The sequence below is a fragment of the Glutamicibacter sp. MCAF14 genome, from assembly GCF_052114325.1.
In the GTDB taxonomy this organism is placed as follows: domain Bacteria; phylum Actinomycetota; class Actinomycetes; order Actinomycetales; family Micrococcaceae; genus Glutamicibacter; species Glutamicibacter arilaitensis.
In genome coordinates this window covers 1-19,944 of sequence record NZ_JBFREO010000004.1, presented here as the reverse complement: position 1 = coordinate 19,944, position 19,944 = coordinate 1, and the positions used below count along the sequence as shown (strand labels likewise).

The window sequence follows — 19,944 nt, the reverse complement described above, 5'->3', positions numbered from 1 at the left end:
ATTGTGCACTACGCTCGAAGGTGAATGCAGATTTTTGGAGGGGCACGATGAAACTTGATGCACAAGATATTGCACCGGAGGGGCGAAAACGCTCCGATGCCGTGCTACTGATCCATGGTTTCACCGGTTCTGCTATTTCTATGCAGCCCTGGGCCAGCTCTTTGGAGCAGGCCGGGTTCGATACGGCTATCCCATTGCTGCCCGGTCATGGAACGCAGTGGAAGGACATGATCGGTTGCGATTATGGCCAATGGATCCATGCCACCGAACAGGCCTATGATCTGCTGGCCCAGACCCATGAACGGGTGTTTGCCGCTGGCTTGTCCATGGGCGGGGCCTTGGCCTTGCATTTGGCAACTCGCCGCAATGTGGCCGGGGTGTCGCTGGTCAACCCGGGCCTGGTCGTGGACTCCCCCGTCGCCCCCTACACACCGTGGCTCAAGCATGTGGTGCGCAGTGTTGCCCCGATCAGCGATGACATTGCCAAGCGCGGTGTCACCGAGGGTGCCTACCCACGCACGCCGGTGGCGGCAGTGGCCCAATTGCACTCGCTCTTTGCACAGACCCGGCGCCGCTTGGCATTGGTGGACGCTCCGGTGCAGCTCTTCCGATCGACCGTTGACAACGTGGTTTCCGAGCGTTCGGTGCACGAACTGGTCGAAGGGTTGAACTCAGGCACCCTGGCCGAGCACCATATGCTGCTGCATTCCAAGCACGTAGCCACCTTGGACTACGACGCCGAACAGATTTTCCACGAATCGGCTCGATTCTTCGCACAACTGGCCGCAGCGGAACATAAGCCTAAGCAGGAGCGCCCATGAATCCCGAAGATGCCCAGCCTTCAGGCCGGAAAGATCCGCAGTGGGATGAGCTGGTCGAAAATTTCCGGCAGCTCGATTCCAATACACCGCGCGAACCCAGTGCCGCCGAGCGTGCGGCTCAGCTGGAGAAGTTGTTCAACACCGGGCCCGGTGCAATGCGCGGACCGCGCGATTACGTGGCCGAGGATACCCCGGAAGAATTCGTTCCACAGGAGCCGGCAGCGCTGGGTTCAGGTGACCCGATGCTTAATCTTGCCTGGGTCGGCGCCGCCGGAGGCCCGCTCGGGTTGCTCCTGTGTGTGCTGTTCTTCCGCTCAGCTCCCGGATTCATTTACTTTGGCCTAGCCATCGTCGCGTTGCTTGGCATCGCGTACTTGCTCAAACGTCTTCCCACCGAGCGAGATCCGGGAGATGATGGGGCTCAAGTCTAGAAAACGACTTTGAGTTGAAAATACTGTAGGTTACTCTGTAGTAATAAATATGTGATGCGGATTACCCGTCATTGCCAATGGGGTCACACGAAGTTTCAGGAGTTGAAGACCAGATGCGCGAATACAGCTCGCCAATTCGCATTCATTCGCCTCAGCAGTCGAATATTACCGATCTGCTACTACGCCACGCGAATTCAGCCGCCAACCCGGCTTTGTTCTCTAAGCCAGGGTCCGATGGAACGTGGAATGATGTCACCGCATCGCAGTTCGCTGCCGATGCCCGAGCAATCGCCAAGGGTTTCATCGCCAACGGCATTGAACCCGGTGACCGCATCGCGCTGATGGCCAAAACCCGTTACGAGTGGAGCCTGGTTGACTTCGCTATCTGGTTCGCCGGCTGCGTGACCGTCCCCATCTATGAAACTTCCTCCCCTAGCCAAGTAGCCTGGATCGTTTCCGATTCCGGGGCCAAGGCAGTTGTCGTTGAAGCCGCCGCACACGAAGCAGTAGTGCGTCGCGCCGCGCACCAGGAACAGCTGGATGGACTAGATCATGTCTGGCAGTTCGAGGGCGGCTTGGAACAGCTTTCCGAAGACGGACGCAACATTGAAGACCAAGAGCTGGAAACCCACCGTACGAGCAATTCCCTTGATGACGTAGCCACGATCATCTACACCTCTGGAACTACCGGACGGCCTAAGGGCTGCGAGCTGACCCACGGCAACTTCGTGGAGCTGGCAGAAAATGCTGTCGCTACCCTGCCCGAAGCGGTCTACCCTGGCGCCTCGACCATCATGTTCTTGCCGCTGGCCCACGTTTTCGCCCGCTTCATCTCGGTTCTCAACGTTGCCGCCGGTTGCCGCACCGGACACACCCCGGATGTAAAGCACCTGCTCGATGACCTGCAGTCGTTCAAGCCGAACTTCATCCTCGCGGTGCCACGCGTTTTCGAAAAGGTCTACAACTCGGCCATGCTCAAAGCCGAAGACGGCGGCAAGGGCAAGATCTTCCATGCCGGCGTTGACGTCGCCGTAGCCTACTCTCGCGCCCAGCAGGAGGGCAAGGTGCCGCTGGTACTGAGCCTGAAGCACATGCTGTTCGATGCCCTGCTCTACAAGAAGCTGCGTACCGCGATGGGTGGCAACATCCGCCATGCCGTGTCCGGCGGCGGCCCGCTGGGCGAACGCCTGGGCCACTTCTTCAACGGCATTGGCGTGACCATTTTGGAAGGCTACGGCCTGACCGAAACGACCGCACCGATTTCGGTAAACGCCTTGGACCGCATCAAGATCGGCACCGTGGGCAAGCCATTGCCTGGCAACGCCGTGCGCATAGCCGAAGACGGCGAAATCCTGGCCAAGGGCGTGTGCGTGATGCGCGGTTACCGCAACCGCCCGGAGCTGCAGGACGAAACCTTTACCGATGGCTGGTTCCACACCGGAGACATCGGCGAGCTGGATTCCGATGGCTTCTTGAAGATCACCGGACGCAAGAAGGAAATCATCGTCACTGCAAGCGGCAAGAACGTCGTTCCTGCGCTGCTTGAAGACCAGATCCGTGCCGACGCGTTGGTCTCCCAGTGCGTGGTGGTCGGTGAAGGCCGTCCGTTCATTTCTGCACTGGTGACCTTGGATCCAGAAGCCTTGACAGGTTGGCTCTCACGCCACCAGCTCGATGCCAAGCTCTCGCTGGAGGAACTGTCAACTCATCCAAAGGTGCTCGAAACCGTACAGGCAGTGATCGACAAGGCCAACACCTCGGTGTCCAAGGCCGAAGCCATCAAGTCCTTCCGGATTGTGCCTGCTGACTTCACCGAGGAAACCGGTCATCTGACTCCCTCGATGAAGATCAAGCGTGCAGTAGTGCTCAAGGACTTTGAAGCAGTAATCGAAGAGATCTACTCGGCGCCCAAGCCGAAGGCATAGTCCACGACAGCATTAGCCAGCTCCCAAGATTCGCGAGCTGAAGCGGCCCAAGGCAACTTGAGGCCGCTTTGCTGCGTCCGGGCATAGTAGCTGCGCGGCAGCCCCACACGGCTGAAGGCCGAGGTGGCGTGGTTCTGGTACTCGTGGCCGAGCACCGCGTAGATCAGGTTCTCCGCCAGGTCTCTGCGTCCATTTGCCAGCAGCCATTCAACCAGCTCCATGAGCCGGTCCTCGGACTCGCTGCTGGTATCCCCCACCACGACCAGTACGTCGACCCCGGTGAACTTGCCTTCCAGTACCGACTTCACTCGCTGCGGTCCGGCCATACCTACCTGGGCGGTGAGCTCCAGTTCGGTGAACTGCTCAGCCAGGTGCTCTGCAATTTCGCAGAACGGCAGATGTGTGTCGAGGGTGAAGACCAGTACCGAGATCGATTGGGTTTTGGAAGGCAGCTGGGCAGCTTGTTCCTTCAGCGCCGCTGGCACAGCAGCGGGGTTCGTTTTGCTTGCGCGCATCACAGCTCCTTGGGCTTTGTGGTTCGCAGAAATCCAATATGGCAGAGCGCAGGGGCCCGCAACCGCAGTCACGAGCCCCTGTGCTCTTCGGTGCAGCTGCTAACTACTTCGGGTCAATAACCAGAAGCAGGTCGCCGCCCTGTACCTGGCTGGTGCCATCCAGGGTTACCTGGCTGACTACGCCGCCGGCGTTAGCGGTAATTCCGGCTTCCATCTTCATCGCTTCGATGGTGGCAACCGACTGTCCTGCCTCCACCAAATCGCCGACCTGTACGTTCACGGTCACCGCACCAGCGAATGGCGCAGCCACGTGGCCGGTGTTCTTCGGATCAGCCTTAGGTGCGGACTTCACGGTGGATTCCACCGATTCGTCGCGGACCTTGACCTGACGGGACTGGCCATTGAGGTTGACCACGACGGTGCGCAGGCCCTTTTCGTCAGCTTCCGAAACCGAGACCAGCTTGACCAGCAAGCGGACACCGGTGCCCAGCGAGATGACGTGCTCGAAGCCTGGAACCAAACCGTAGAGGTAGTCGCGGGTGTGGAGTACCGACAGGTCGCCGTAGTTCTCCACCAACTTCTCGAAGTCACGGGTTGGACCGGCGAAGAGCAGGCGGTTCAGGGTGCCGCGGATGGTATCCGAGTCAGCCTGCAATGCCGCCAGGTCCTCTGCCGAGAGGTCCTCGATGTGGTTCTTGACGTTGCGTCCCTGCAGTGCCTTGGTGCGGAACGGTTCTGGCCATCCGCCCGGAGGGTTGCCCAGTTCTCCGGAGAGGAACTGGATGACCGAGTCCGGGATGTCGTAGTTCTGCGGGTTCGTTTCGAAGTCAGCTGCCGGAACTCCGGAGCCGACCAGCTGCAGGGCCAGATCGCCGACCACCTTGGAAGATGGGGTCACCTTCACCACGTTGCCGAGCATGTCGTTGACCGAAGCGTACATCGACTCGATGGCTTCGAAACGCTCGCCCAGACCCAGCGCAATGGCCTGCTGGCGCAGGTTCGAGAGCTGGCCGCCTGGAATTTCGTGCTGGTAGACGCGACCGGTTGGAGCTGGCAGTCCGGATTCGAATGGCTTGTACATGGCGCGTACTGCTTCCCAGTACGGTTCCAGCGCAGCCACTGCATCCAGCGACAGGCCTGGATCGCGTTCGGTGAACTCCAGCGCCGCAACCAGAGCGGAAGCCGAAGGCTGCGAGGTGGTGCCTGCCATGGCCGCGCTGGCCACGTCTACCGCGTCCACACCGGCTTCGATGGCTGCCATCAAGGTAGCCAGCTGTCCGCCGGAGGTGTCGTGGGTGTGCAGGTGGACCGGCAGGTCGAAGCGCTCGCGCAGCGCGGTGACCAGCTTCTTCGCGGCGGCCGGACGCAGCAGGCCTGCCATGTCCTTGATCGCGATGATGTGGGCGCCGGCGTCGACGATCTGCTGGGCCAGGTTCAGGTAGTAGTCCAGCGTGTACAGCTTCTCGTTGGCATCCAACAGGTTGCCGGTGTAGCACAGGGCCACTTCAGCTACCGCGGTGCCGGTTTCGCGTACGGCCTTGATGGCCGGAGCCATCTGCGAGACATCGTTGAGCGCATCGAAGATGCGGAAGATGTCGATGCCCGCTGCCGCTGCTTCCTTCACGAAAGCGTCGGTAACCTCGGTTGGGTACGGGGTGTAGCCCACGGTGTTGCGTCCGCGCAGCAGCATCTGCAGCGGGATATTAGGCAGTTCGGCACGCAGCAGTTCCAGGCGCTTCCATGGATCTTCGCCCAGGAATCGCAGGGATACGTCGTAGGTTGCTCCGCCCCAGACTTCCATGGAGAACAGCTGCGGCACGTTGTGCGCGTAGGCTGGTGCGGCCGCGAGCAGGTCGCGGGTACGCACACGGGTTGCCAGCAGCGACTGGTGCGCATCGCGGAAGGTGGTGTCGGTGATGCCCACAGCTTTCGACTCGCGCAGGGCCTTGGCGAAACCTTCTGGACCCAGGTCCAGAAGCTTCTGGCGCCAGCCATCGGCTGGGACTGCGGCCTTGGATGGGCCATCGAATGGCGAGCGCTCTGGCTCGTCGGACTTGTCGCCCGGGAAGGCAGGAAGCTTCTTGCGCGGGTCGATGCCCTCGATACGCTCGCCATTTGGCTGGTTCACGGTCACGTGGGCCAGGAAGTTCAGCGCCTTGGTGCCGCGGTCCTGGGACTCGTTGCCGGTGAGCAGATCCGGGCGGGAATCGATGAAGTCGGTAGCGACGTCACCGGCCAGGAACTGCGGGTCGCCCAGTACGTTCTGGATGAATGGGATGTTGGTAGCTACGCCACGCACGCGGAACTCGGCCAGCGCACGGCGAGCACGGGCTACAGCGGTTGCGTAGTCGCGGCCGCGGCAGGTGAGCTTGACCAGCATCGAGTCGAAGTGCGGGGAAACCTCGGCGCCGGTGTAGATGGTGCCGCCATCCAGGCGCACGCCCGAGCCGCCAGCCGAACGGTATACGGTAATGGTTCCAACATCCGGGCGGAAGCCGTTGGCTGGATCCTCGGTGGTGATGCGGGACTGCAAGGCCCAGCCTCGTACCTGGATGGTGTCCTGGCTGATGCCCAGGTCCTTCAGCGACTCGCCGGAGGCAATGCGCATCTGCGCCTGCACCAGGTCGATGTCGGTGACTTCCTCGGTTACGGTGTGCTCAACCTGGATGCGCGGGTTCATTTCGATGAACACGTGCTGGCCGGCGCGCTCGCCCACGGTGTCCACGAGGAACTCCACGGTGCCGGCGTTCTGGTAGCCCAGGGTCTGTGCGAACTTCACGGCGTCGCGGAACAGCGCCTGGCGGATCGACTCATCGAGGTTCGGCGCCGGAGCGATTTCCACGACCTTCTGGTGGCGACGCTGCAGCGAGCAGTCGCGCTCGTGCAGGTGAACGATGTTGCCCTGCTCGTCGGCGAGGATCTGCACCTCGATGTGACGCGGGCGCAGTACTGCCTGCTCCAGGAAGACGGTTGGGTCGCCGAACGCGGTGCCGGCTTCGCGCATTGCTGCGCCCATCAGCTCTGGCAGGTCTTCGCGCTTGTCGACACGGCGCATGCCGCGGCCACCGCCGCCGGCAACTGCCTTGACGAAGATCGGGAAGCCGATGCGGTCAGCTTCTGCGATCAAGAAGTCAACGTCATCGCTTGGCTCGGAGGATTCCAGAACTGGAATCCCTGCTTCGCGAGCGGCCTTCAGTGCAGCTACCTTGTTGCCGGCCAGTTCAAGCACGTCCGCCTTTGGACCGATGAACTTGATGCCTTCTGCTGCGGCTGCTCGTGCGAGGTCAGGGTTTTCCGAGAGGAAACCGTAGCCTGGGTAAATTGCGTCTGCGCCGGCTTCTTTGGCAACGCGGACGATCTCGTCGATATCCAGGTAGGCGCGGACCGGGTGGCCCTCTTCGCCAATCTGGTAGGCCTCTGCGGCCTTCTGGCGGTGAATGGAATTACGATCTTCATGCGGGTAGACAGCAACGGTCTTTGCACCAAGCTCGTAGCCGGCACGGAAAGCACGAATTGCAATCTCACCGCGGTTGGCGACCAAGATCTTTTCAAACATAGTGTCCCTACATCGAATCATTACACGCTGGCTCAACGGCACTTTCAGGACTGTTTCCATCAAGCGCATGCCCGTCGCTACAGCGTGCCGGGTCTCGAAAAACAGCAAGCTTTGCTGCTTCTGTGAATTACAGTACACGTCCATTCGGCAGAACGTCCAAACATTTCGCCATGTGGTCAGACCACAAGAAATATAAGTGCCTCTTGAAGTTTTAATCACTAACTTGGTTCTAATGGCAAAAACTGACGTTGCAAAGTCGGTGAAATACCGGTCGGCACACTATGATGATGAGAGACTAAAAATTCGGTGGGACGTTTAAACTAACGAACAGTGAAAGGCGTGGTCTGGTCCGTGCACGTAGTGAGCATCAGCAGCCTCAAGGGTGGCGTAGGAAAAACCTCCGTAACACTCGGATTGGCTTCAGCAGCACTTGCCGCCGGCATTCCAACTCTCGTCATTGATCTGGATCCCCATGCGGATGCCAGCACTGGCCTTGGAGTCCGAGCTAACGGCAAGCAGCCTATTGGGCAGATGCTCAAGAACGCTCGTCGCGCACGCCTGCAGGATCAGGTTGTCGCCAGCGCTTGGCAGTCCAAGGCAGCAGAGAAGAAATCCCGCACCCGCATTCCAGTACTTGACGTTGCCGTTGGCGACGCCTACACCGGCATCTACGACCGGCCGGACCTGCGCACCCGCGATTTGCGCCGCCTTTCCCAGCTCTTGAGTCGCACCAGTGGATACCAGTTGGTACTCATTGACTGCCCTCCATCGCTGAATGGCCTGACCCGCATGGCTTGGAGCGCATCGGATCAGCTTGTATTGGTCGCAGAGCCAAGCTTGTTCTCCGTAGCCGGTACCGAGCGCACCCAGCGTGCCTTGGAACTGTTCCGCCGCGAGTTCGCTCCTTCCCTGGGCCCAGTACGTGTGGTCGCCAACCGTGTTCGCAAGGATTCGGCAGAACATACCTTCCGCCTCGGTGAGATGCGCCAGATGTTCGGCGACTCCATGGTCAAGCCCGAGATCCCTGAGCACCCGGAATGGCAGCAGATCCAAGGTGCTGCCTACTCGGTACACCAGTGGCCTTCCAAGGCCACCGCACCAATGCTGGCCCAGTTCGATGCGCTGCTCAAGGAAGTCTTGTCGGCCGCTGGTCCGAACAACACCTAAGCCGCAGAATTCATCAGTACGTAAAAATTGACCGGATCCTCCATTTATGGAAGATCCGGTCAATTGTTTAAGTTCTTATCTTGTTTCCTGCTTCAGGTCCTAGCCGACGTTGCGGGAGGCCTTGGCAGCCCGGCGGGCGGCAAGCTCATCTTCTGGCAGCGTTTGCTGCACTGAGCTCTCCGAAGGCAGCTGAGCCAGCGATCCTTCAACCTCGCGCCAGACACGGCCTACGGCAATGCCGAAGACTCCCTGGCCCTTCTGGACCAGGTCGATGACTTCATCGGCGCTGGTGCATTCATACACCGAGGCGCCGTCGCTCATCAGGGTGATCTGGGCTAGGTCTTCTACGCCGCGTTCACGCAGGTGCAGAACGGCCGAACGGATCTGCTGCAACGAGACGCCGGTGTCCAGCAGTCGCTTGACGACCTTGAGCACGAGGATGTCGCGGAATGAATACAGGCGGTGGCTGCCAGAGCCCTTGGCTCCACGCACGGCAGGCTCTACCAGGCCGGTACGTGCCCAGTAGTCGAGCTGGCGGTAGGTAATCCCTGCAGCCTTGCACACAATTGGACCACGGTAGCCGGCATGCTCATCGAGCTCAGGCAGGTCATCGGTGAAGAGCAATCCTTGCGTGCTGGATTGCTTATTGCCACCATCGACCCCATAGTGAGGTCCCGTCTGGCGTGACTCCATCCAATTGCTCCTTGCGTGTCTGCACGTTTCTAAACGAGTATTCAGGGACTGATTTAGAACCGTGCGGATGCGAGTGATGACGATCAGAAAACAGCTCTTGGTAAATGTCCCTATGCAAAGACGGTACGGCGATAACCGCTAATGGTCAAAGACCTTCAAGCTTAACTTTAAGGCGTGTCGCGGGTGCTGCTGGAATTGCCCAATTCAAGGCGATATTTTCCAGGAATTAATAGCTTGAAGTTTAAGAAGAGAAATCTTCGGGATCGATATTGTCCAGAAATTCTCGGAATTCGCGCAACTGCTCTTCGGGCGCTTCTTCGCCCTCCGTTTCGGTTTCTATGCTGACCCCGGCTTCTTGCAGAACATCCTCTGCGCACATGATGGGGCATTGGGCGCGCACGGCCAGTGCCACTGCGTCCGAGGAACGAGAATCTACGCGCTTGCCATTGGACAGCACGAGCTCTGCGACGAATACGGCGTTATGCACCGAGACGATTTCAATCCGTTCAAGTTCCACGCCCAAGGTTTCCAAGACGCTGATCAACAGGTCATGGGTCATCGGCCGGGGCGGAGTCAGCCCTTGCTCGGACATCGCGATGGCGGAAGCTTCAGGTGCACCGATCCACAGCGGAAGGTAGAGATTTTGCTCTGGGTACCTGAGCAGCAACAGCGGCTGATTCGCCGGCAGTTGAATACGGATTCCGGCAAACTCCAGTTCCAGCATGCTAGCCCCTTAGAGTTGTGGTTGCCTGTTGGATTTCAGCCTAGCGATCTAGTTGCGAAATAGCACGTTGCACTAGGGCTTCGTGGATTTTCAAGCACTGGCGCGAGATCTCTTGGGCTTCTTCTGCCGCACGGGCGCGAGCCGAAACCTCTGGCTTTTTAAGTTCATTGCCGACAATTGATTCAATCAGCGAGAATTCGCGATCTGCTGCGGTTCGGAACTGGCGCAGGTGGCGTGGTTCAACGCCGTGGCTGGCCAATTCAACTGCGGACTTGGTGACTTCGATGCTGTTGGCATCGAACAAGCCTGCAACCGGTTCAATCAGGCCGAACTTGACCAGTTCGCTGGCAAGCTCTTCGCTGCAGCCTGTTAGGCCTTGCAGCTCAGCCAGCGACACCGAACGGGCTTTACGCTCCACTGCCTCAGCCATGTCGTTATCGACCGCCTGCGGCGCGACGGGCGCTCCCCCAGGCAATGCTGCGGGTGCTTCGCCACGGTCTACCGCATCAAGATGGTCCTTGATGACCTTCAGCGGCAGGTACTGGTCGCGTTGGACCGACAAAATGAACCGCAAGCGGCTGACGTCCGAGGCGGAATACTTGCGATACCCCGCAGAGGTACGCTGCGGGATAATCAGGCCCTTGTCTTCCAAGAATCGAATCTTGGAGGCGGTGACGCGCGGGAATTCATTCTTGAGTTCCGCGAGCACTTCGCCGATATTCAGAGCGGCCTGCCGGACGGTCTCGTGGCGTGAAGCCTCGAGTCGTGGGCTGCGGGCTGCGTCGAAGATCGGCAAAGGGTCTACACCTCGGATGTATGGATATGTCGGCGTGCTCGACGCCGGCGGACAAAACCTTGAACTCTACTAGCTTAAAGGTTCGGAACGCTTTGGTAGAAATTCAGGCGGAACTTGCCAATCTGAACCTGTACACCAGTGCTCAGTGGAATTTCGTCGATACGGTCGCCATTGATGTAGGTACCGTTAAGCGAGCCGATGTCGCTGAGGGTGAAACGCTCCCCTTCGCGGGAGAACTTTGCATGACGACGGGATACGGTGACGTCGTCCAGGAAGATATCTGCGTTCGGGTGGCGGCCTGCGATGCTCTGGTCGGTATCCAGCAAGAAACGCGCGCCCTTGTTGGGACCGGAATGAGCAATCAGCAACGCAGAACCTGCTGGAAGCGCCTGGACTGCGTTTTTCTCATCTTCACTCAGCGTGTAGATGACCGAAGGTTCAGAACCCTTGTGCACCGCAGGAAGAGCGATATTGGTCGTCTCAGAGGCAGACTCGTTGTTCGGGTCAACCGGCCGATGTTCCGACATTGTGGGGTCCTCCAGAAAATTCTGTTAACAGTTCGTGCGTAACGACCTTGTGTTCTACGTTGGCACCGTCAGTAATACCAAACTATTTACAGATTAGCCTACTCACTGCCCAACTGATAACAGAAAAGCACTTATTTTCCGATGCAAGGCAATGGCTGTGTGCAAAGATGACATTAGAGACAAATAAGCAGACCTATCACCTCCGCATCGATCCTTTCGAACAATGGAATTCGATGCAAGGCAGAATCAGATACTTGCAGGTGACTCATGACGAAGATACTTCTGAAACGGGCCTATGCGGAGCCCAGCGCCGCTGATGGCTACCGGGTGCTGGTGGATCGGCTCTGGCCGCGCGGGCAGAGCAAGATCAAATTGCAGCTGGACCAGTGGGCCAAGTCCATCGCGCCGAGCACTGATTTGCGCAAGGGCTGGGACCACGATGAAGACCGCTTCGAGGAATTCGCTACCTATTACCGCAAGGAACTGAACCAGAACCCTGCCGTCGATGAGTTCCTAGAAGTCCTCGACCAGCATCCAGTGGTCACTTTGGTTTTCGGCGCAAAGAATGAACAGATCAATCACGCTGTGGTGCTTCGTGACTATCTTCTTGAGCAGCTGACTGGCTCGTAGGCGGCACAAAGCACACTCCATCAGCGCAGATCATGTCTGATTCGACGATCTGCTGCAGATCGAAGCTGAATTCCTGGTCCATGCACCGGCCTTCCCGCGTTGCGTTGCTTGCTCCTGCATGGTCCAACCTGATGTGCCGAAAAGATATTCCCGGCCTGAGGCGTTGCGTAAACCGCCAACAGGCGCCACGAGCTAGTCGTGGCGCCTGTCGCGTATCCGGGCTTAGCCCGGGAATAGGCCTAGGCCTGCTCGCGCATGATTGGTGCGAAGAAGCTAGCCAGTTCATCCCTCGCGCTCAATGGCAGGATGTTCGCAACATACATGTCCGGACGAACAATCACGATCGCGCCTTCGCGCGAGACCTGGCGTTCGTCGAAGATGTCGGAATCTTCCAATGCGGTGTAGACCTTTTCGTAGTCCATGAGACCGAATTGGCCGACGTTCGGACGGAACACCTTCGGTGCGTCGTTGACGTTCATCGTGGTGTAATCCTGCTGGTAGATCACCTTGATGTCGAACAGCGCGTCAGCGTCGGCACCCTTCGGGGTGAAGCGGACTACTGGCGACTGCTCGTCTTCCAGCAGCCAGCGCGAGAGCTCTGCCAACTGTTCGGATTGCCCCACCGGCTGCTGGTCGGCGAAGACGTAGATACGGTAGCGCCCATCGGCACGGTGGTGGTGCCCCAGGTGCTTCGGGTTGACGTCAGCGACGCGCATGACCTGCGAGGAACGGAAACGCTTGCCCATAGGGAAGCCTGCGGCCAGTTCCTGGTGGTCCTTGCCAGCGGTCAGCTCCGAAGCTGCATACTCGGTCATGAAGCCGGCAGGGAATTCGGCGGTGCGCACGTAGAACTCGGCAACACCTTCCTGGCCTACCAGTTCCTCAGGAGTGGCAGCCATGATGGAGGACCACTTCTTGTCGAAATCGATCAGGTCCTTGGCTATCACCTTGCGCTCATCCGAGTAGGTGCGCAGCAGGCTGTCCGGGGCCTGCCCCGAAAGCACGTAGCCCAGCTTCCAGGCCAGGTTGAAGCCGTCTTGCATGGACACGTTCATGCCCTGGCCAGCCTTGGCCGAGTGCGTGTGGCAGGCATCGCCGGTGATGAAGACCCGTGGTTCGCGGGTGCCGATTTCTTCAACCGGCACATCGTCGAAGCGGTCGGCCAGGCGGTGGCCTACTTCGTAGACGCTATGCCAGGCAACGTCCTTGACCTCCAGGGAGTAGGGGTTCAGGATCGCCTTGGCGCGCTCGATGATTTCTTCCAACGGAGTTTCGCGGACCTTGCCATTGTCCCCTTCTGGCACTTCGCCCAAGTCGACGTAGAGGCGGAAGAGCTGCCCGCCTTCGCGTGGGATCAGCAGGATTGAGCCGGCCTTGGAGTGGATGGCGCACTTGGTGCGCACATCTGGGAAGTTGGTCAGCCCCAGGGTGTCCATGACGCCCCAGGCGTGGTTGGCCTTGTCTCCCGAGAGCTTCGCGCCGATCGAGCGTCGGACATTGCTTCGCGCTCCATCGGCACCGACCACGTACTTGGCACGCACGACCCGTTCGAGGCCTTCGTTGTCCTCGCCGCAGCCGACCAGGGTGACCTTAACCGGGTACTCTTGTCCTTCTTCTACGGAAAGTTCCTTGAAGTCCCAGCCGTAGTCGGGCACCGTGCGGGCAGGCGAGTTCGCCGCGAACTGGGCAAAGTAGTCGATGACGCGCGCCTGGTTGACCACCAGGTGCGGGAATTCGCTGACACTGGTGGGATCATCTGGGGTGCGATCGGTGCGGATGATGTGTTCCGGGTTCTGTGGATCGGGATTCCAGAAGGTCGTTTCCTTGATGATGTACGCCTCGGCAGTTATCTGCTCTGCGAACCCGAACGCTTGGAAAGTCTCTACGGTGCGTGACTGGATGCCATCGGCTTGGCCGATTTCAAGGCGGCCCGGGCGGCGGTCGATGATGCGGGTGTGCACATCAGGGAATTGCGAGAGCTGGGCGGCGGTGATGATGCCCGCTGGACCTGCGCCGACGATCAGCACGTCCATGACATCCGGCATCTGGGAGGGACGGTCGATGCCCGCTCCGGCTGCTGGTTCTACTCGCGGATCTGCTGAAACGTATCCATTGTGGTGAAACTGCACAGTTCCATCTCCCGATTCCCTATCGTGACCTCAGTCAATAACGGCATTGTTCGATATTAGAACGCAATGATCTTTTATCGCACACTCATCATATAGAATTTGTGAACTCGGGCACAAGCAGCAGTGATCCAGCAGGCGCAACGCTGCGTCTTGGAAGACACGAAAGGCCCCGGCAAAACCATGCTGGTTCTGCCGGGGCCACCCACCGTACTGGTCAGTTCAATCGTGCAAGCTGCTTGCTCCTACTTGATCACTTCCACCACGCCATGCTTGACGCCCAAGCGGTGCACCTGCCCGTGTTCGCGCATTTTCTGCTGCCACCGGCGATCATGGCTGACGACCACCACCGTGCCGGCATAATTCAAAAACGCATCTTCCAGCTGCTCGACCAAGGCCGGGGACAGATGGTTCGTCGGCTCATCCAGGAACAGCAGCTGGGCCTTGGTGCTCACTGCAATAGCCAGCTCCAAGCGGCGGCGCTGGCCCACCGAGAGCGCCATCGGGTGGCGCCGGAAATCTTCAGGCGCGAACAATCCCAGAGGCGCCAGCGAAGCTGCCGCGTCCTGAACGTATTGGTCGGTGGCCAAGGCGAAAGCCTCAATCAGGCTCTGGCCGGGAAGGGCGCTGACTTCTTGGCGCAGCCAACCGTGGCGCAGGTTGGCGGTGCGTTCAATGCCGCCGTCAGTGATTTCCAGTTCTCCGGCAAGAATTTTGAGCAGCGAAGTCTTCCCTGCCCCATTCGGGCCGGTCACCAGCCAGCGTTCACCGAGCTTGATCTCGAAGCTTGCGGTGGACAGCTTGGGCTCGGCACCGCGCTGGGCTTTGCGCACCCGCAGCAGGGTTTCACCGCTGCTTTGGTCTTCGTCGCTGCTGGGCAGGCGGAAGGACAGCTGGGCAGCTGGTTCGGGTGCCCGGTGGGTTTCGAGGTCTTCGATCCGGGATTTTGCTTGGCGGATCTTGGACGTGGAACCGTGGCTGGAATCGCGGGCCCGGAAATTTCCATGCCCGAATCCAGGTTTCTCCTGCTTGCGTGGAATGGCACTGACGCGTGAAGCATACTTATCAACCAAGTTCTGCGAACGCTCGAGCTCCTGCACCCAATTTTCGTACGCGATGCGGATCGCTGTGCGTTCTTGCTCTTTGGCATGCAGATATCCGTCATAGCCATTGCCGTAGTGCGTGATTGCCCCGTCGGCGACCTCCACGATGGTGCGGGCAAAACGCTTGAGGAACATTCGGTCATGGCTGATCAGCACCAGCGCACCGCGATGCTTGTGCACTGTGCGTTCCAGCCAGTTCATCGCGCTCTGGTCCAGATCATTGGTTGGTTCATCCAGCAAGATCAGCTGCGCGCCTGAGCACAGGACACAGGCCAGCGACAGCCGTGATCTCTGTCCGCCCGAAAGCTGGGACACCAGGCGCTGGCGGTCCAGATCGCCTAGGCCCAGCTGCTCCAAGGCGCTATCCAGGCGCGGGGCCAGCGAATATCCGTCGGCCGCCTCATACAGGTCGGTAACCTGCTGCAGTTGCTTCATCAAGCGTTCGGCGACAGGCTCTGGCGCGTCTTTGAGCTTGGCCGAAATGACGCGTATCAGCCCTTCGAGTTCGCGGAAGCGCCGATGATAGGAATCGATCACCTGCTGCACGCTCATGTCCGCAGCGAAGCTCGGGTTCTGCGCAGCGTAGGCGACGGCACCGGGTGCGTTCATCTTCCGTTGCCCGCGATCAGGCACGAGGTTACCTGCGATCACGCGCATCAGCGTGGACTTGCCCGAGCCGTTATCGCCGAGTACGGCAATGCTGTCGGTACCGGAAATTGACAGGTCGATTCCGGTCAATACGTCTCGTTCACCGAAACTGACCGCGATATCTTGCAGTGAGCAGACGTAGTCAGGTTCGATTTCGCTCTCGTGCTGTGCAGACTGGTTGATATTTTGGGACTGGGTCATGGGAATTTCCTGCCTAGCACCGGTTCGCCGAGTAATCCGGGCCGGTGCGGTGCTGGTGGTTTGCGGGCACCACAAAGGTGCAATGAAGATGGCGTCAGCGGAGCGAAGCTCAACGCTGGCTATTACCTAGAGGAAATGGATTCCAAGAATTAACGTTCCCACCATTCAAGGCTAAGGCCGGGGCATCACAACAGGCAAGGTGTCGTGCACTACAGCTCGATGCTGCCCTCAATCAGGACGTTCGCCGTCCCGCCAACCCAAAGCTGGCCATCGGCAACACTGAGCTTCACCTGTCCATCACGTCCCACTTTCACACCCTGCCGGTTGGCAAATGGCGCGGTAGCGTGCCCAGCGTCGATCAGCCATTGGGCTGCGGCACCATTCAGGCTTCCGGTGACGGGATCTTCACGCAACGCGCCGTTTTCAATGGCCAGGGCTCGGACTTCGAATTTTTCCGATGCCGACGACTGCGGCAGGGCGCCGAAGACCCCGATTTTCCAGCGGCCGGGCTTATTGGGGATCTGTGGTGCGATGCCCAAAACCTGCTGCGAGTTTTCCAGCAGCACCGCAGCCCACCCCGGCCCGTTATCCGTCCACTGCGAATCCACAATCTGCTGCGGGTCAATGCCCAGGATCTGGATCATTTCCTCCAGCTCGTGCGGGGCGATTGCTCCGGTTCGAACAGCCGGTGGCGAGGCAAACGAAAGCGTTTCACCCTCGATTCTGATCGGCACCAAACCTGCTTCGCATTCTGCGAGCAGCTGCTTCGGATCGCGCGGCACTCCTCCGGCATGCAGCCAGGCACGCGCCGTGCCCAAGGCCGGGTGCCCGGCAAAGGGAAATTCGCGCTCGCGTGCAAAGATGCGGAAACGGTAATCGGCCCGCGCGTCGTTTGCTGGCAGCACGTATGTGACCTCAGAGAGGTTGGACCAGAGCGAATAGTCCTGCATCAAGGCGGTATCCAGGCCTTGCCCGTCGAGCACCACGCCTAGCGGGTTGCCCTTGTACGCGGTGGTGCTGAAGACATCGACCTGCTGGAATCTGCGTTGCATTGGACCGTTTCTGGAAAATAGCCATCGGGAATGAAGTGTTCGGGCGGGCACGGCAAAACCCCGCCGAGAGAGAATCTCGACGGGGTTTTCCTTGAGCTGGTCGGGCTAGCGGGATTTGAACCCGATCTTGAACACCCATCCTGCCCCGGAATCACGCGGATTTTGCGAAAATTCAAAGAGCGATAGGAGCGTCCGAAGCCATCGAAACGACCGAAATAAAAAAACCGTGTCCAATGGACACACACTCATCGAGAGACGCTCAACTATACATCTCGGTTGACTCGGATGCTGGTGCGTTGTGCACCTTCTGGGACTAGTTTGAATGCTTCGTCGCGGGCGGTGTAGTAGTCGGTATTGTTGACGGATACTCGACCGTGTTCGCCGTCTTGTTCGTAGGTGACTATGACTTCCATAAGGCGAATTCTAGTTGGTTGTGGTGCCGGATTCTTCTTGGTGGTAGACGGTCCATGGATCTGCCCGGTATTTGATCTTTTGGTCTTCGTGTTCGTGCCACTCATGGTCGTCTTCGGTGGATAACCAGATGCTGTCTGTGCGTCGTATTCTTATGGCGGCGGCGGTTGGTACCCATGCGACTTCAAGCTGGCCCGTTGTCACATAGTCGAGGATCTTTACCGGGTATTCGATGAACACTTCACCGGGTATCCAGCCGATAACCCGTGCATGGTATTTGCCGAGGTCTGGGCCGGTCACTTGCACGTATGGTCTGCGCCCTGGCTCGTACCGGCGCATGTGCTCGAAACGTGGGTCACGGTCAGTCATAACCTTATTGTGCCTTAACGCAGAAAAGACCCCACCTCAATTGCGAGGTGGGGTTTCTTTTCGTGTACGTTCGTGCACTTTTGTTAATGTGCAAGTTCCTACACATTATGCCGGTTTGCTACATAATGCCCAGATTTTGGTGCTTTATCCGGCGTATCGGAACTATTCTGCTGAGGAAGTGATAGTAAGAATCAGGCTTACTATCACTTACTAAGACCTATTCAGCTACATGCTTGCCGGGTTCAGTATCGATTACTTCAGTGTTGCCGGCTGCGACGAAGCCGAATGCGGCACCGATGACGCCGAGGACAGCGCCACCTCCTACAGCCCACACGGGCGCAGGAGACTGCACAGCCGCGCTATAAGCAAGGATGGATGACTGAGCCAACGAGAGCACGCCGAAGCCCACGTAGAGGGCTGAGCGGATCTTCGCAGGGATAAGGGAAGTCCAATTAGTCATTTACTTCACTCCTAGTTTCTTGAGGGTCTTAGGGCCTGCAAGACCGTCTACAGCGAGTCCTACGCGGCGTTGGTAGTCGCGGACGTTCGCTGCGGTCTGGTCGCCGTAGTAGCCATCTACGATCTGCTTGGTGTACCCCTCGTCGCGGAGAGCCTTCTGGACGGCCTTGTTGAGGGTGAACGCCTTCTGGGTTACGGGACCCCAGTTGCCGTCCTGCACGAGGTTGTGGTGCTTCTGGAAAGCCTTCACCGCCGCCTTCTGCATTGGGCCGTTCACGCCGTCAATCACGCCGACTTTGAGGCCCATAGTTTTGAGCGCGGTCTGAATCGAACGGTTCTCGTCAGTGCCCTTAGCCTTTGCTGGCTTCGGCTTGCTGACTGGCTTAGGCTTCGACGCTACAGGCTTCACTGAACCGCCAGAGTATCCCCAAGCGCCCGCACGCTCAGCGCTCTTACTGTGCTTGATCGACACATGAATATGCTGGGTATGCGGATTGGAACCGGTGTAGCGTCGCTTAGCGAACGAAGACGCACCATAGATGCTGTAGTTGTAGATGAAGTAGTTCACTCGGGAATCGTTCTTCAGTACAGCCATCAGCTTGTTCACGTCGATGTCGCTGATGTCCACGTCGATAGCACGGACAACACCGCCCGCCGAGTAGTCCGGGTTGTGGTCAGATTTGCGTGCGCTGTGTGATGCGTCGCCAATCCATCCGTCGGACTTCTTGTCACGGCCTGGATGTGCTGCGTCAATCTCGTCGCGCAACTGCTTCAGCGAGGGCGCTAGATAGTAAGACATGCTTGCCACCTTTCGGGCATAAAAAATGGACTAGCGGTTTGCTAGTCCTTGTTGTGCTTTTGTTGTTCTCGGAAGATTGTGTATCCGAGCCACCCCACAATGAATATGAGGATCGAATACAGCCCGAGGTAGATGAAAGGCCTGCCGGGGAAAGCCGGGAAGAACCCGGACAGGGTAGCCAGCAGGAGGATTGCAGACTGCACACCCAGCAACGCCATGAGTACCCTGCCGGCAGGGAACCCAGTCCAAGCGCCCTTAGTGATCCAGTTCCACCCGAACATCACAATCACGGTTTCCACCAGAACTATCGCCATGAGGATTGCTGTGGTTGGTTGAACTGTCATGCTGGCTTCCCCCTGAACGAGCGTGTAAGCCCCTCGCTGAAATGATTTTGCCGGTTGATTTCGCGTAGTTTCTCCGAATGCTGAGTCACTTCGCGTTTCGTTTCGTGCGCGGCCGCCAACTCAATATCAGCTTCAATCTTCGCTGCTAACGCTTCGTCTGCTTCGGCTTGCGCTCTCTTACGTCGCCCCCAGATCATCGGCTATCACCTGGCTTGTTCGCGTCCTGCACGGCGGTCATGATCTTTGCGACGGTCTCATTCACTACCTGCTGTTCACGGACCGTCTCAGACAGCGTGTGGATGATCTCTTGCTTTTTCTGGGCTGTTTCCTGCCAGGAGTCCCTACCTTTGACCATTACGTCATAGGTGGACTTCGGCACGATACGGCCGGTAAGGATCAGCCAGACTGCGAGCATCAACATCGCAGCCGGACTAAGCCCACCAATCGCCGCCCACGGAATCGACTCAACCATCAGTGCTCCTTGACGCGTTACCTTTCCGCGTATAACGCTTATAGGCCTCCAGCCGAGCCCTAACTCTTGCCTCCGCGCATTCACGTGTTGGTGCCACCGGCTTATCCGAACCCAGGGCGAATACGGAGGACGCCCCATCAAGGAACATCGAAGCCTTCTCTCGAAAAGATATTTC

21 protein-coding genes are annotated in these 19,944 nt (G+C 58.7%); 5 read left to right on the top strand and 16 right to left on the bottom strand.

The genetic code is table 11. From position 1 onward, the window contains the following. The first annotated feature begins 47 nt into the window (after positions 1–47). The 3 genes from AB4Y71_RS07560 to AB4Y71_RS07550 all read left to right on the top strand — a co-directional run bounded on the left by AB4Y71_RS07560 (position 48) and on the right by AB4Y71_RS07550 (position 3,177). Positions 48–821 carry an alpha/beta hydrolase gene (locus tag AB4Y71_RS07560; RefSeq protein ID WP_441719273.1) on the top strand — a complete coding sequence of 258 codons (774 nt, stop codon included), beginning with the start codon at positions 48–50 and terminating at the stop codon, positions 819–821. Further along, positions 818–1,252 carry a hypothetical protein gene (locus tag AB4Y71_RS07555; protein WP_102597973.1) on the top strand — a complete coding sequence of 145 codons (435 nt, stop codon included), beginning with the start codon at positions 818–820 and terminating at the stop codon, positions 1,250–1,252. The genes AB4Y71_RS07560 and AB4Y71_RS07555 overlap by 4 nt, the downstream gene beginning before the upstream one ends. A gap of 113 nt (positions 1,253–1,365) precedes the next feature. Further along, the gene (locus tag AB4Y71_RS07550) at positions 1,366–3,177 is read left to right on the top strand and encodes an AMP-dependent synthetase/ligase (protein WP_134780499.1); all 1,812 of its coding nucleotides are present in this window, start codon (positions 1,366–1,368) and stop codon (positions 3,175–3,177) included. Here the strand turns inward: AB4Y71_RS07550 and AB4Y71_RS07545 are convergent. Further along, on the bottom strand, positions 3,150–3,692 hold the full coding sequence (locus tag AB4Y71_RS07545; protein WP_441719270.1) for a hypothetical protein: 543 nt from the start codon (positions 3,690–3,692) through the stop codon (positions 3,150–3,152). The two genes, AB4Y71_RS07550 and AB4Y71_RS07545, sit on opposite strands and share 28 nt — an antisense overlap. 103 nt (positions 3,693–3,795) lie before the next feature. Further along, a complete protein-coding gene (locus tag AB4Y71_RS07540; protein WP_441719267.1) occupies positions 3,796–7,248 on the bottom strand; it encodes a pyruvate carboxylase in 3,453 nt (1,150 codons plus the stop codon). Positions 7,249–7,599: 351 nt separating this feature from the next. On the opposite strand from AB4Y71_RS07540, the gene AB4Y71_RS07535 reads away from it, so the two are divergent. Then, positions 7,600–8,415, top strand: a complete 816-nt coding sequence (locus tag AB4Y71_RS07535; protein ID WP_041649532.1) for a ParA family protein — start codon at positions 7,600–7,602, stop codon at positions 8,413–8,415. Between the two features lie 99 nt (positions 8,416–8,514). On the opposite strand, the gene AB4Y71_RS07530 is transcribed toward AB4Y71_RS07535, so the two are convergent. The 4 genes from AB4Y71_RS07530 to AB4Y71_RS07515 form a co-directional block, all read right to left on the bottom strand. Beyond that, positions 8,515–9,108, bottom strand: a complete 594-nt coding sequence (locus AB4Y71_RS07530; RefSeq protein ID WP_013348550.1) for a MerR family transcriptional regulator — start codon at positions 9,106–9,108, stop codon at positions 8,515–8,517. 241 nt (positions 9,109–9,349) lie between these two features. Then, the gene (locus AB4Y71_RS07525; RefSeq protein WP_013348549.1) at positions 9,350–9,832 is read right to left on the bottom strand and encodes a bifunctional nuclease family protein; all 483 of its coding nucleotides are present in this window, start codon (positions 9,830–9,832) and stop codon (positions 9,350–9,352) included. Positions 9,833–9,872: 40 nt separating this feature from the next. After that, a complete protein-coding gene (gene ftsR / locus AB4Y71_RS07520) occupies positions 9,873–10,628 on the bottom strand; it encodes a transcriptional regulator FtsR (RefSeq protein ID WP_013348548.1) in 756 nt (251 codons plus the stop codon). Positions 10,629–10,702: 74 nt separating this feature from the next. Further along, entirely contained in the window at positions 10,703–11,155 is a 453-nt protein-coding gene (locus AB4Y71_RS07515; RefSeq protein WP_013348547.1) for an FHA domain-containing protein, read from the bottom strand. Between the two features lie 267 nt (positions 11,156–11,422). On the opposite strand from AB4Y71_RS07515, the gene AB4Y71_RS07510 reads away from it, so the two are divergent. Continuing rightward, positions 11,423–11,785: a DUF488 domain-containing protein gene (locus tag AB4Y71_RS07510; protein ID WP_441693199.1), complete on the top strand. Its 363-nt coding sequence runs from the start codon at positions 11,423–11,425 to the stop codon at positions 11,783–11,785. Between the two features lie 239 nt (positions 11,786–12,024). Here the strand turns inward: AB4Y71_RS07510 and AB4Y71_RS07505 are convergent, their stop codons facing one another. The 10 genes from AB4Y71_RS07505 to AB4Y71_RS07460 all read right to left on the bottom strand — a co-directional run bounded on the left by AB4Y71_RS07505 (position 12,025) and on the right by AB4Y71_RS07460 (position 19,769). Continuing rightward, complete coding sequence (locus tag AB4Y71_RS07505) at positions 12,025–13,914, bottom strand: FAD-binding monooxygenase (protein ID WP_441719264.1); 1,890 nt, start codon at positions 13,912–13,914, stop codon at positions 12,025–12,027. Positions 13,915–14,156: 242 nt separating this feature from the next. Next, positions 14,157–15,863 (bottom strand): ribosomal protection-like ABC-F family protein, encoded by a 1,707-nt coding sequence (gene abc-f / locus AB4Y71_RS07500; protein WP_441719262.1) that lies wholly within the window; start codon positions 15,861–15,863, stop codon positions 14,157–14,159. 209 nt (positions 15,864–16,072) lie between these two features. Continuing rightward, positions 16,073–16,915 carry a PhzF family phenazine biosynthesis protein gene (locus tag AB4Y71_RS07495; RefSeq protein WP_441719259.1) on the bottom strand — a complete coding sequence of 281 codons (843 nt, stop codon included), beginning with the start codon at positions 16,913–16,915 and terminating at the stop codon, positions 16,073–16,075. Positions 16,916–17,178: 263 nt separating this feature from the next. Beyond that, a complete protein-coding gene (locus tag AB4Y71_RS07490; protein WP_441719256.1) occupies positions 17,179–17,328 on the bottom strand; it encodes a hypothetical protein in 150 nt (49 codons plus the stop codon). Positions 17,329–17,338: 10 nt separating this feature from the next. Further along, on the bottom strand, positions 17,339–17,695 hold the full coding sequence (locus AB4Y71_RS07485; protein ID WP_441719253.1) for a hypothetical protein: 357 nt from the start codon (positions 17,693–17,695) through the stop codon (positions 17,339–17,341). A gap of 217 nt (positions 17,696–17,912) precedes the next feature. After that, positions 17,913–18,155: a hypothetical protein gene (locus AB4Y71_RS07480; RefSeq protein ID WP_441719251.1), complete on the bottom strand. Its 243-nt coding sequence runs from the start codon at positions 18,153–18,155 to the stop codon at positions 17,913–17,915. Then, positions 18,156–18,953 carry a peptidoglycan-binding domain-containing protein gene (locus AB4Y71_RS07475; protein ID WP_441719248.1) on the bottom strand — a complete coding sequence of 266 codons (798 nt, stop codon included), beginning with the start codon at positions 18,951–18,953 and terminating at the stop codon, positions 18,156–18,158. Between the two features lie 41 nt (positions 18,954–18,994). Then, complete coding sequence (locus tag AB4Y71_RS07470; RefSeq protein ID WP_441719245.1) at positions 18,995–19,297, bottom strand: putative phage holin; 303 nt, start codon at positions 19,295–19,297, stop codon at positions 18,995–18,997. Continuing rightward, positions 19,294–19,494, bottom strand: a complete 201-nt coding sequence (locus tag AB4Y71_RS07465) for a DUF7620 family protein (protein ID WP_441719242.1) — start codon at positions 19,492–19,494, stop codon at positions 19,294–19,296. Before AB4Y71_RS07465 ends, AB4Y71_RS07470 begins: the two co-directional genes overlap by 4 nt. Beyond that, the gene (locus AB4Y71_RS07460; RefSeq protein WP_441719240.1) at positions 19,491–19,769 is read right to left on the bottom strand and encodes a hypothetical protein; all 279 of its coding nucleotides are present in this window, start codon (positions 19,767–19,769) and stop codon (positions 19,491–19,493) included. Before AB4Y71_RS07460 ends, AB4Y71_RS07465 begins: the two co-directional genes overlap by 4 nt. Between the last annotated feature and the right edge of the window lie 175 nt (positions 19,770–19,944).

What these genes read in the sequence shown, in the direction of transcription:
- AB4Y71_RS07560 (WP_441719273.1), top strand. Translation starts at nt 48, where the DNA reads ATGAAACTTGATGCACAAGATATTGCACCGGAGGGGCGAAAACGCTCC.
- AB4Y71_RS07555 (WP_102597973.1), top strand. Translation starts at nt 818, where the DNA reads ATGAATCCCGAAGATGCCCAGCCTTCAGGCCGGAAAGATCCGCAGTGG.
- AB4Y71_RS07550 (WP_134780499.1), top strand. Translation starts at nt 1,366, where the DNA reads ATGCGCGAATACAGCTCGCCAATTCGCATTCATTCGCCTCAGCAGTCG.
- AB4Y71_RS07545 (WP_441719270.1), bottom strand. Translation starts at nt 3,692, where the DNA reads ATGCGCGCAAGCAAAACGAACCCCGCTGCTGTGCCAGCGGCGCTGAAG.
- AB4Y71_RS07540 (WP_441719267.1), bottom strand. Translation starts at nt 7,248, where the DNA reads ATGTTTGAAAAGATCTTGGTCGCCAACCGCGGTGAGATTGCAATTCGT.
- AB4Y71_RS07530 (WP_013348550.1), bottom strand. Translation starts at nt 9,108, where the DNA reads ATGGAGTCACGCCAGACGGGACCTCACTATGGGGTCGATGGTGGCAAT.
- AB4Y71_RS07525 (WP_013348549.1), bottom strand. Translation starts at nt 9,832, where the DNA reads ATGCTGGAACTGGAGTTTGCCGGAATCCGTATTCAACTGCCGGCGAAT.
- AB4Y71_RS07515 (WP_013348547.1), bottom strand. Translation starts at nt 11,155, where the DNA reads ATGTCGGAACATCGGCCGGTTGACCCGAACAACGAGTCTGCCTCTGAG.
- AB4Y71_RS07510 (WP_441693199.1), top strand. Translation starts at nt 11,423, where the DNA reads ATGACGAAGATACTTCTGAAACGGGCCTATGCGGAGCCCAGCGCCGCT.
- abc-f (WP_441719262.1), bottom strand. Translation starts at nt 15,863, where the DNA reads ATGACCCAGTCCCAAAATATCAACCAGTCTGCACAGCACGAGAGCGAA.
- AB4Y71_RS07495 (WP_441719259.1), bottom strand. Translation starts at nt 16,915, where the DNA reads ATGCAACGCAGATTCCAGCAGGTCGATGTCTTCAGCACCACCGCGTAC.
- AB4Y71_RS07490 (WP_441719256.1), bottom strand. Translation starts at nt 17,328, where the DNA reads ATGGAAGTCATAGTCACCTACGAACAAGACGGCGAACACGGTCGAGTA.
- AB4Y71_RS07485 (WP_441719253.1), bottom strand. Translation starts at nt 17,695, where the DNA reads ATGACTGACCGTGACCCACGTTTCGAGCACATGCGCCGGTACGAGCCA.
- AB4Y71_RS07480 (WP_441719251.1), bottom strand. Translation starts at nt 18,155, where the DNA reads ATGACTAATTGGACTTCCCTTATCCCTGCGAAGATCCGCTCAGCCCTC.
- AB4Y71_RS07475 (WP_441719248.1), bottom strand. Translation starts at nt 18,953, where the DNA reads ATGTCTTACTATCTAGCGCCCTCGCTGAAGCAGTTGCGCGACGAGATT.
- AB4Y71_RS07470 (WP_441719245.1), bottom strand. Translation starts at nt 19,297, where the DNA reads ATGACAGTTCAACCAACCACAGCAATCCTCATGGCGATAGTTCTGGTG.
- AB4Y71_RS07465 (WP_441719242.1), bottom strand. Translation starts at nt 19,494, where the DNA reads ATGATCTGGGGGCGACGTAAGAGAGCGCAAGCCGAAGCAGACGAAGCG.
- AB4Y71_RS07460 (WP_441719240.1), bottom strand. Translation starts at nt 19,769, where the DNA reads ATGGTTGAGTCGATTCCGTGGGCGGCGATTGGTGGGCTTAGTCCGGCT.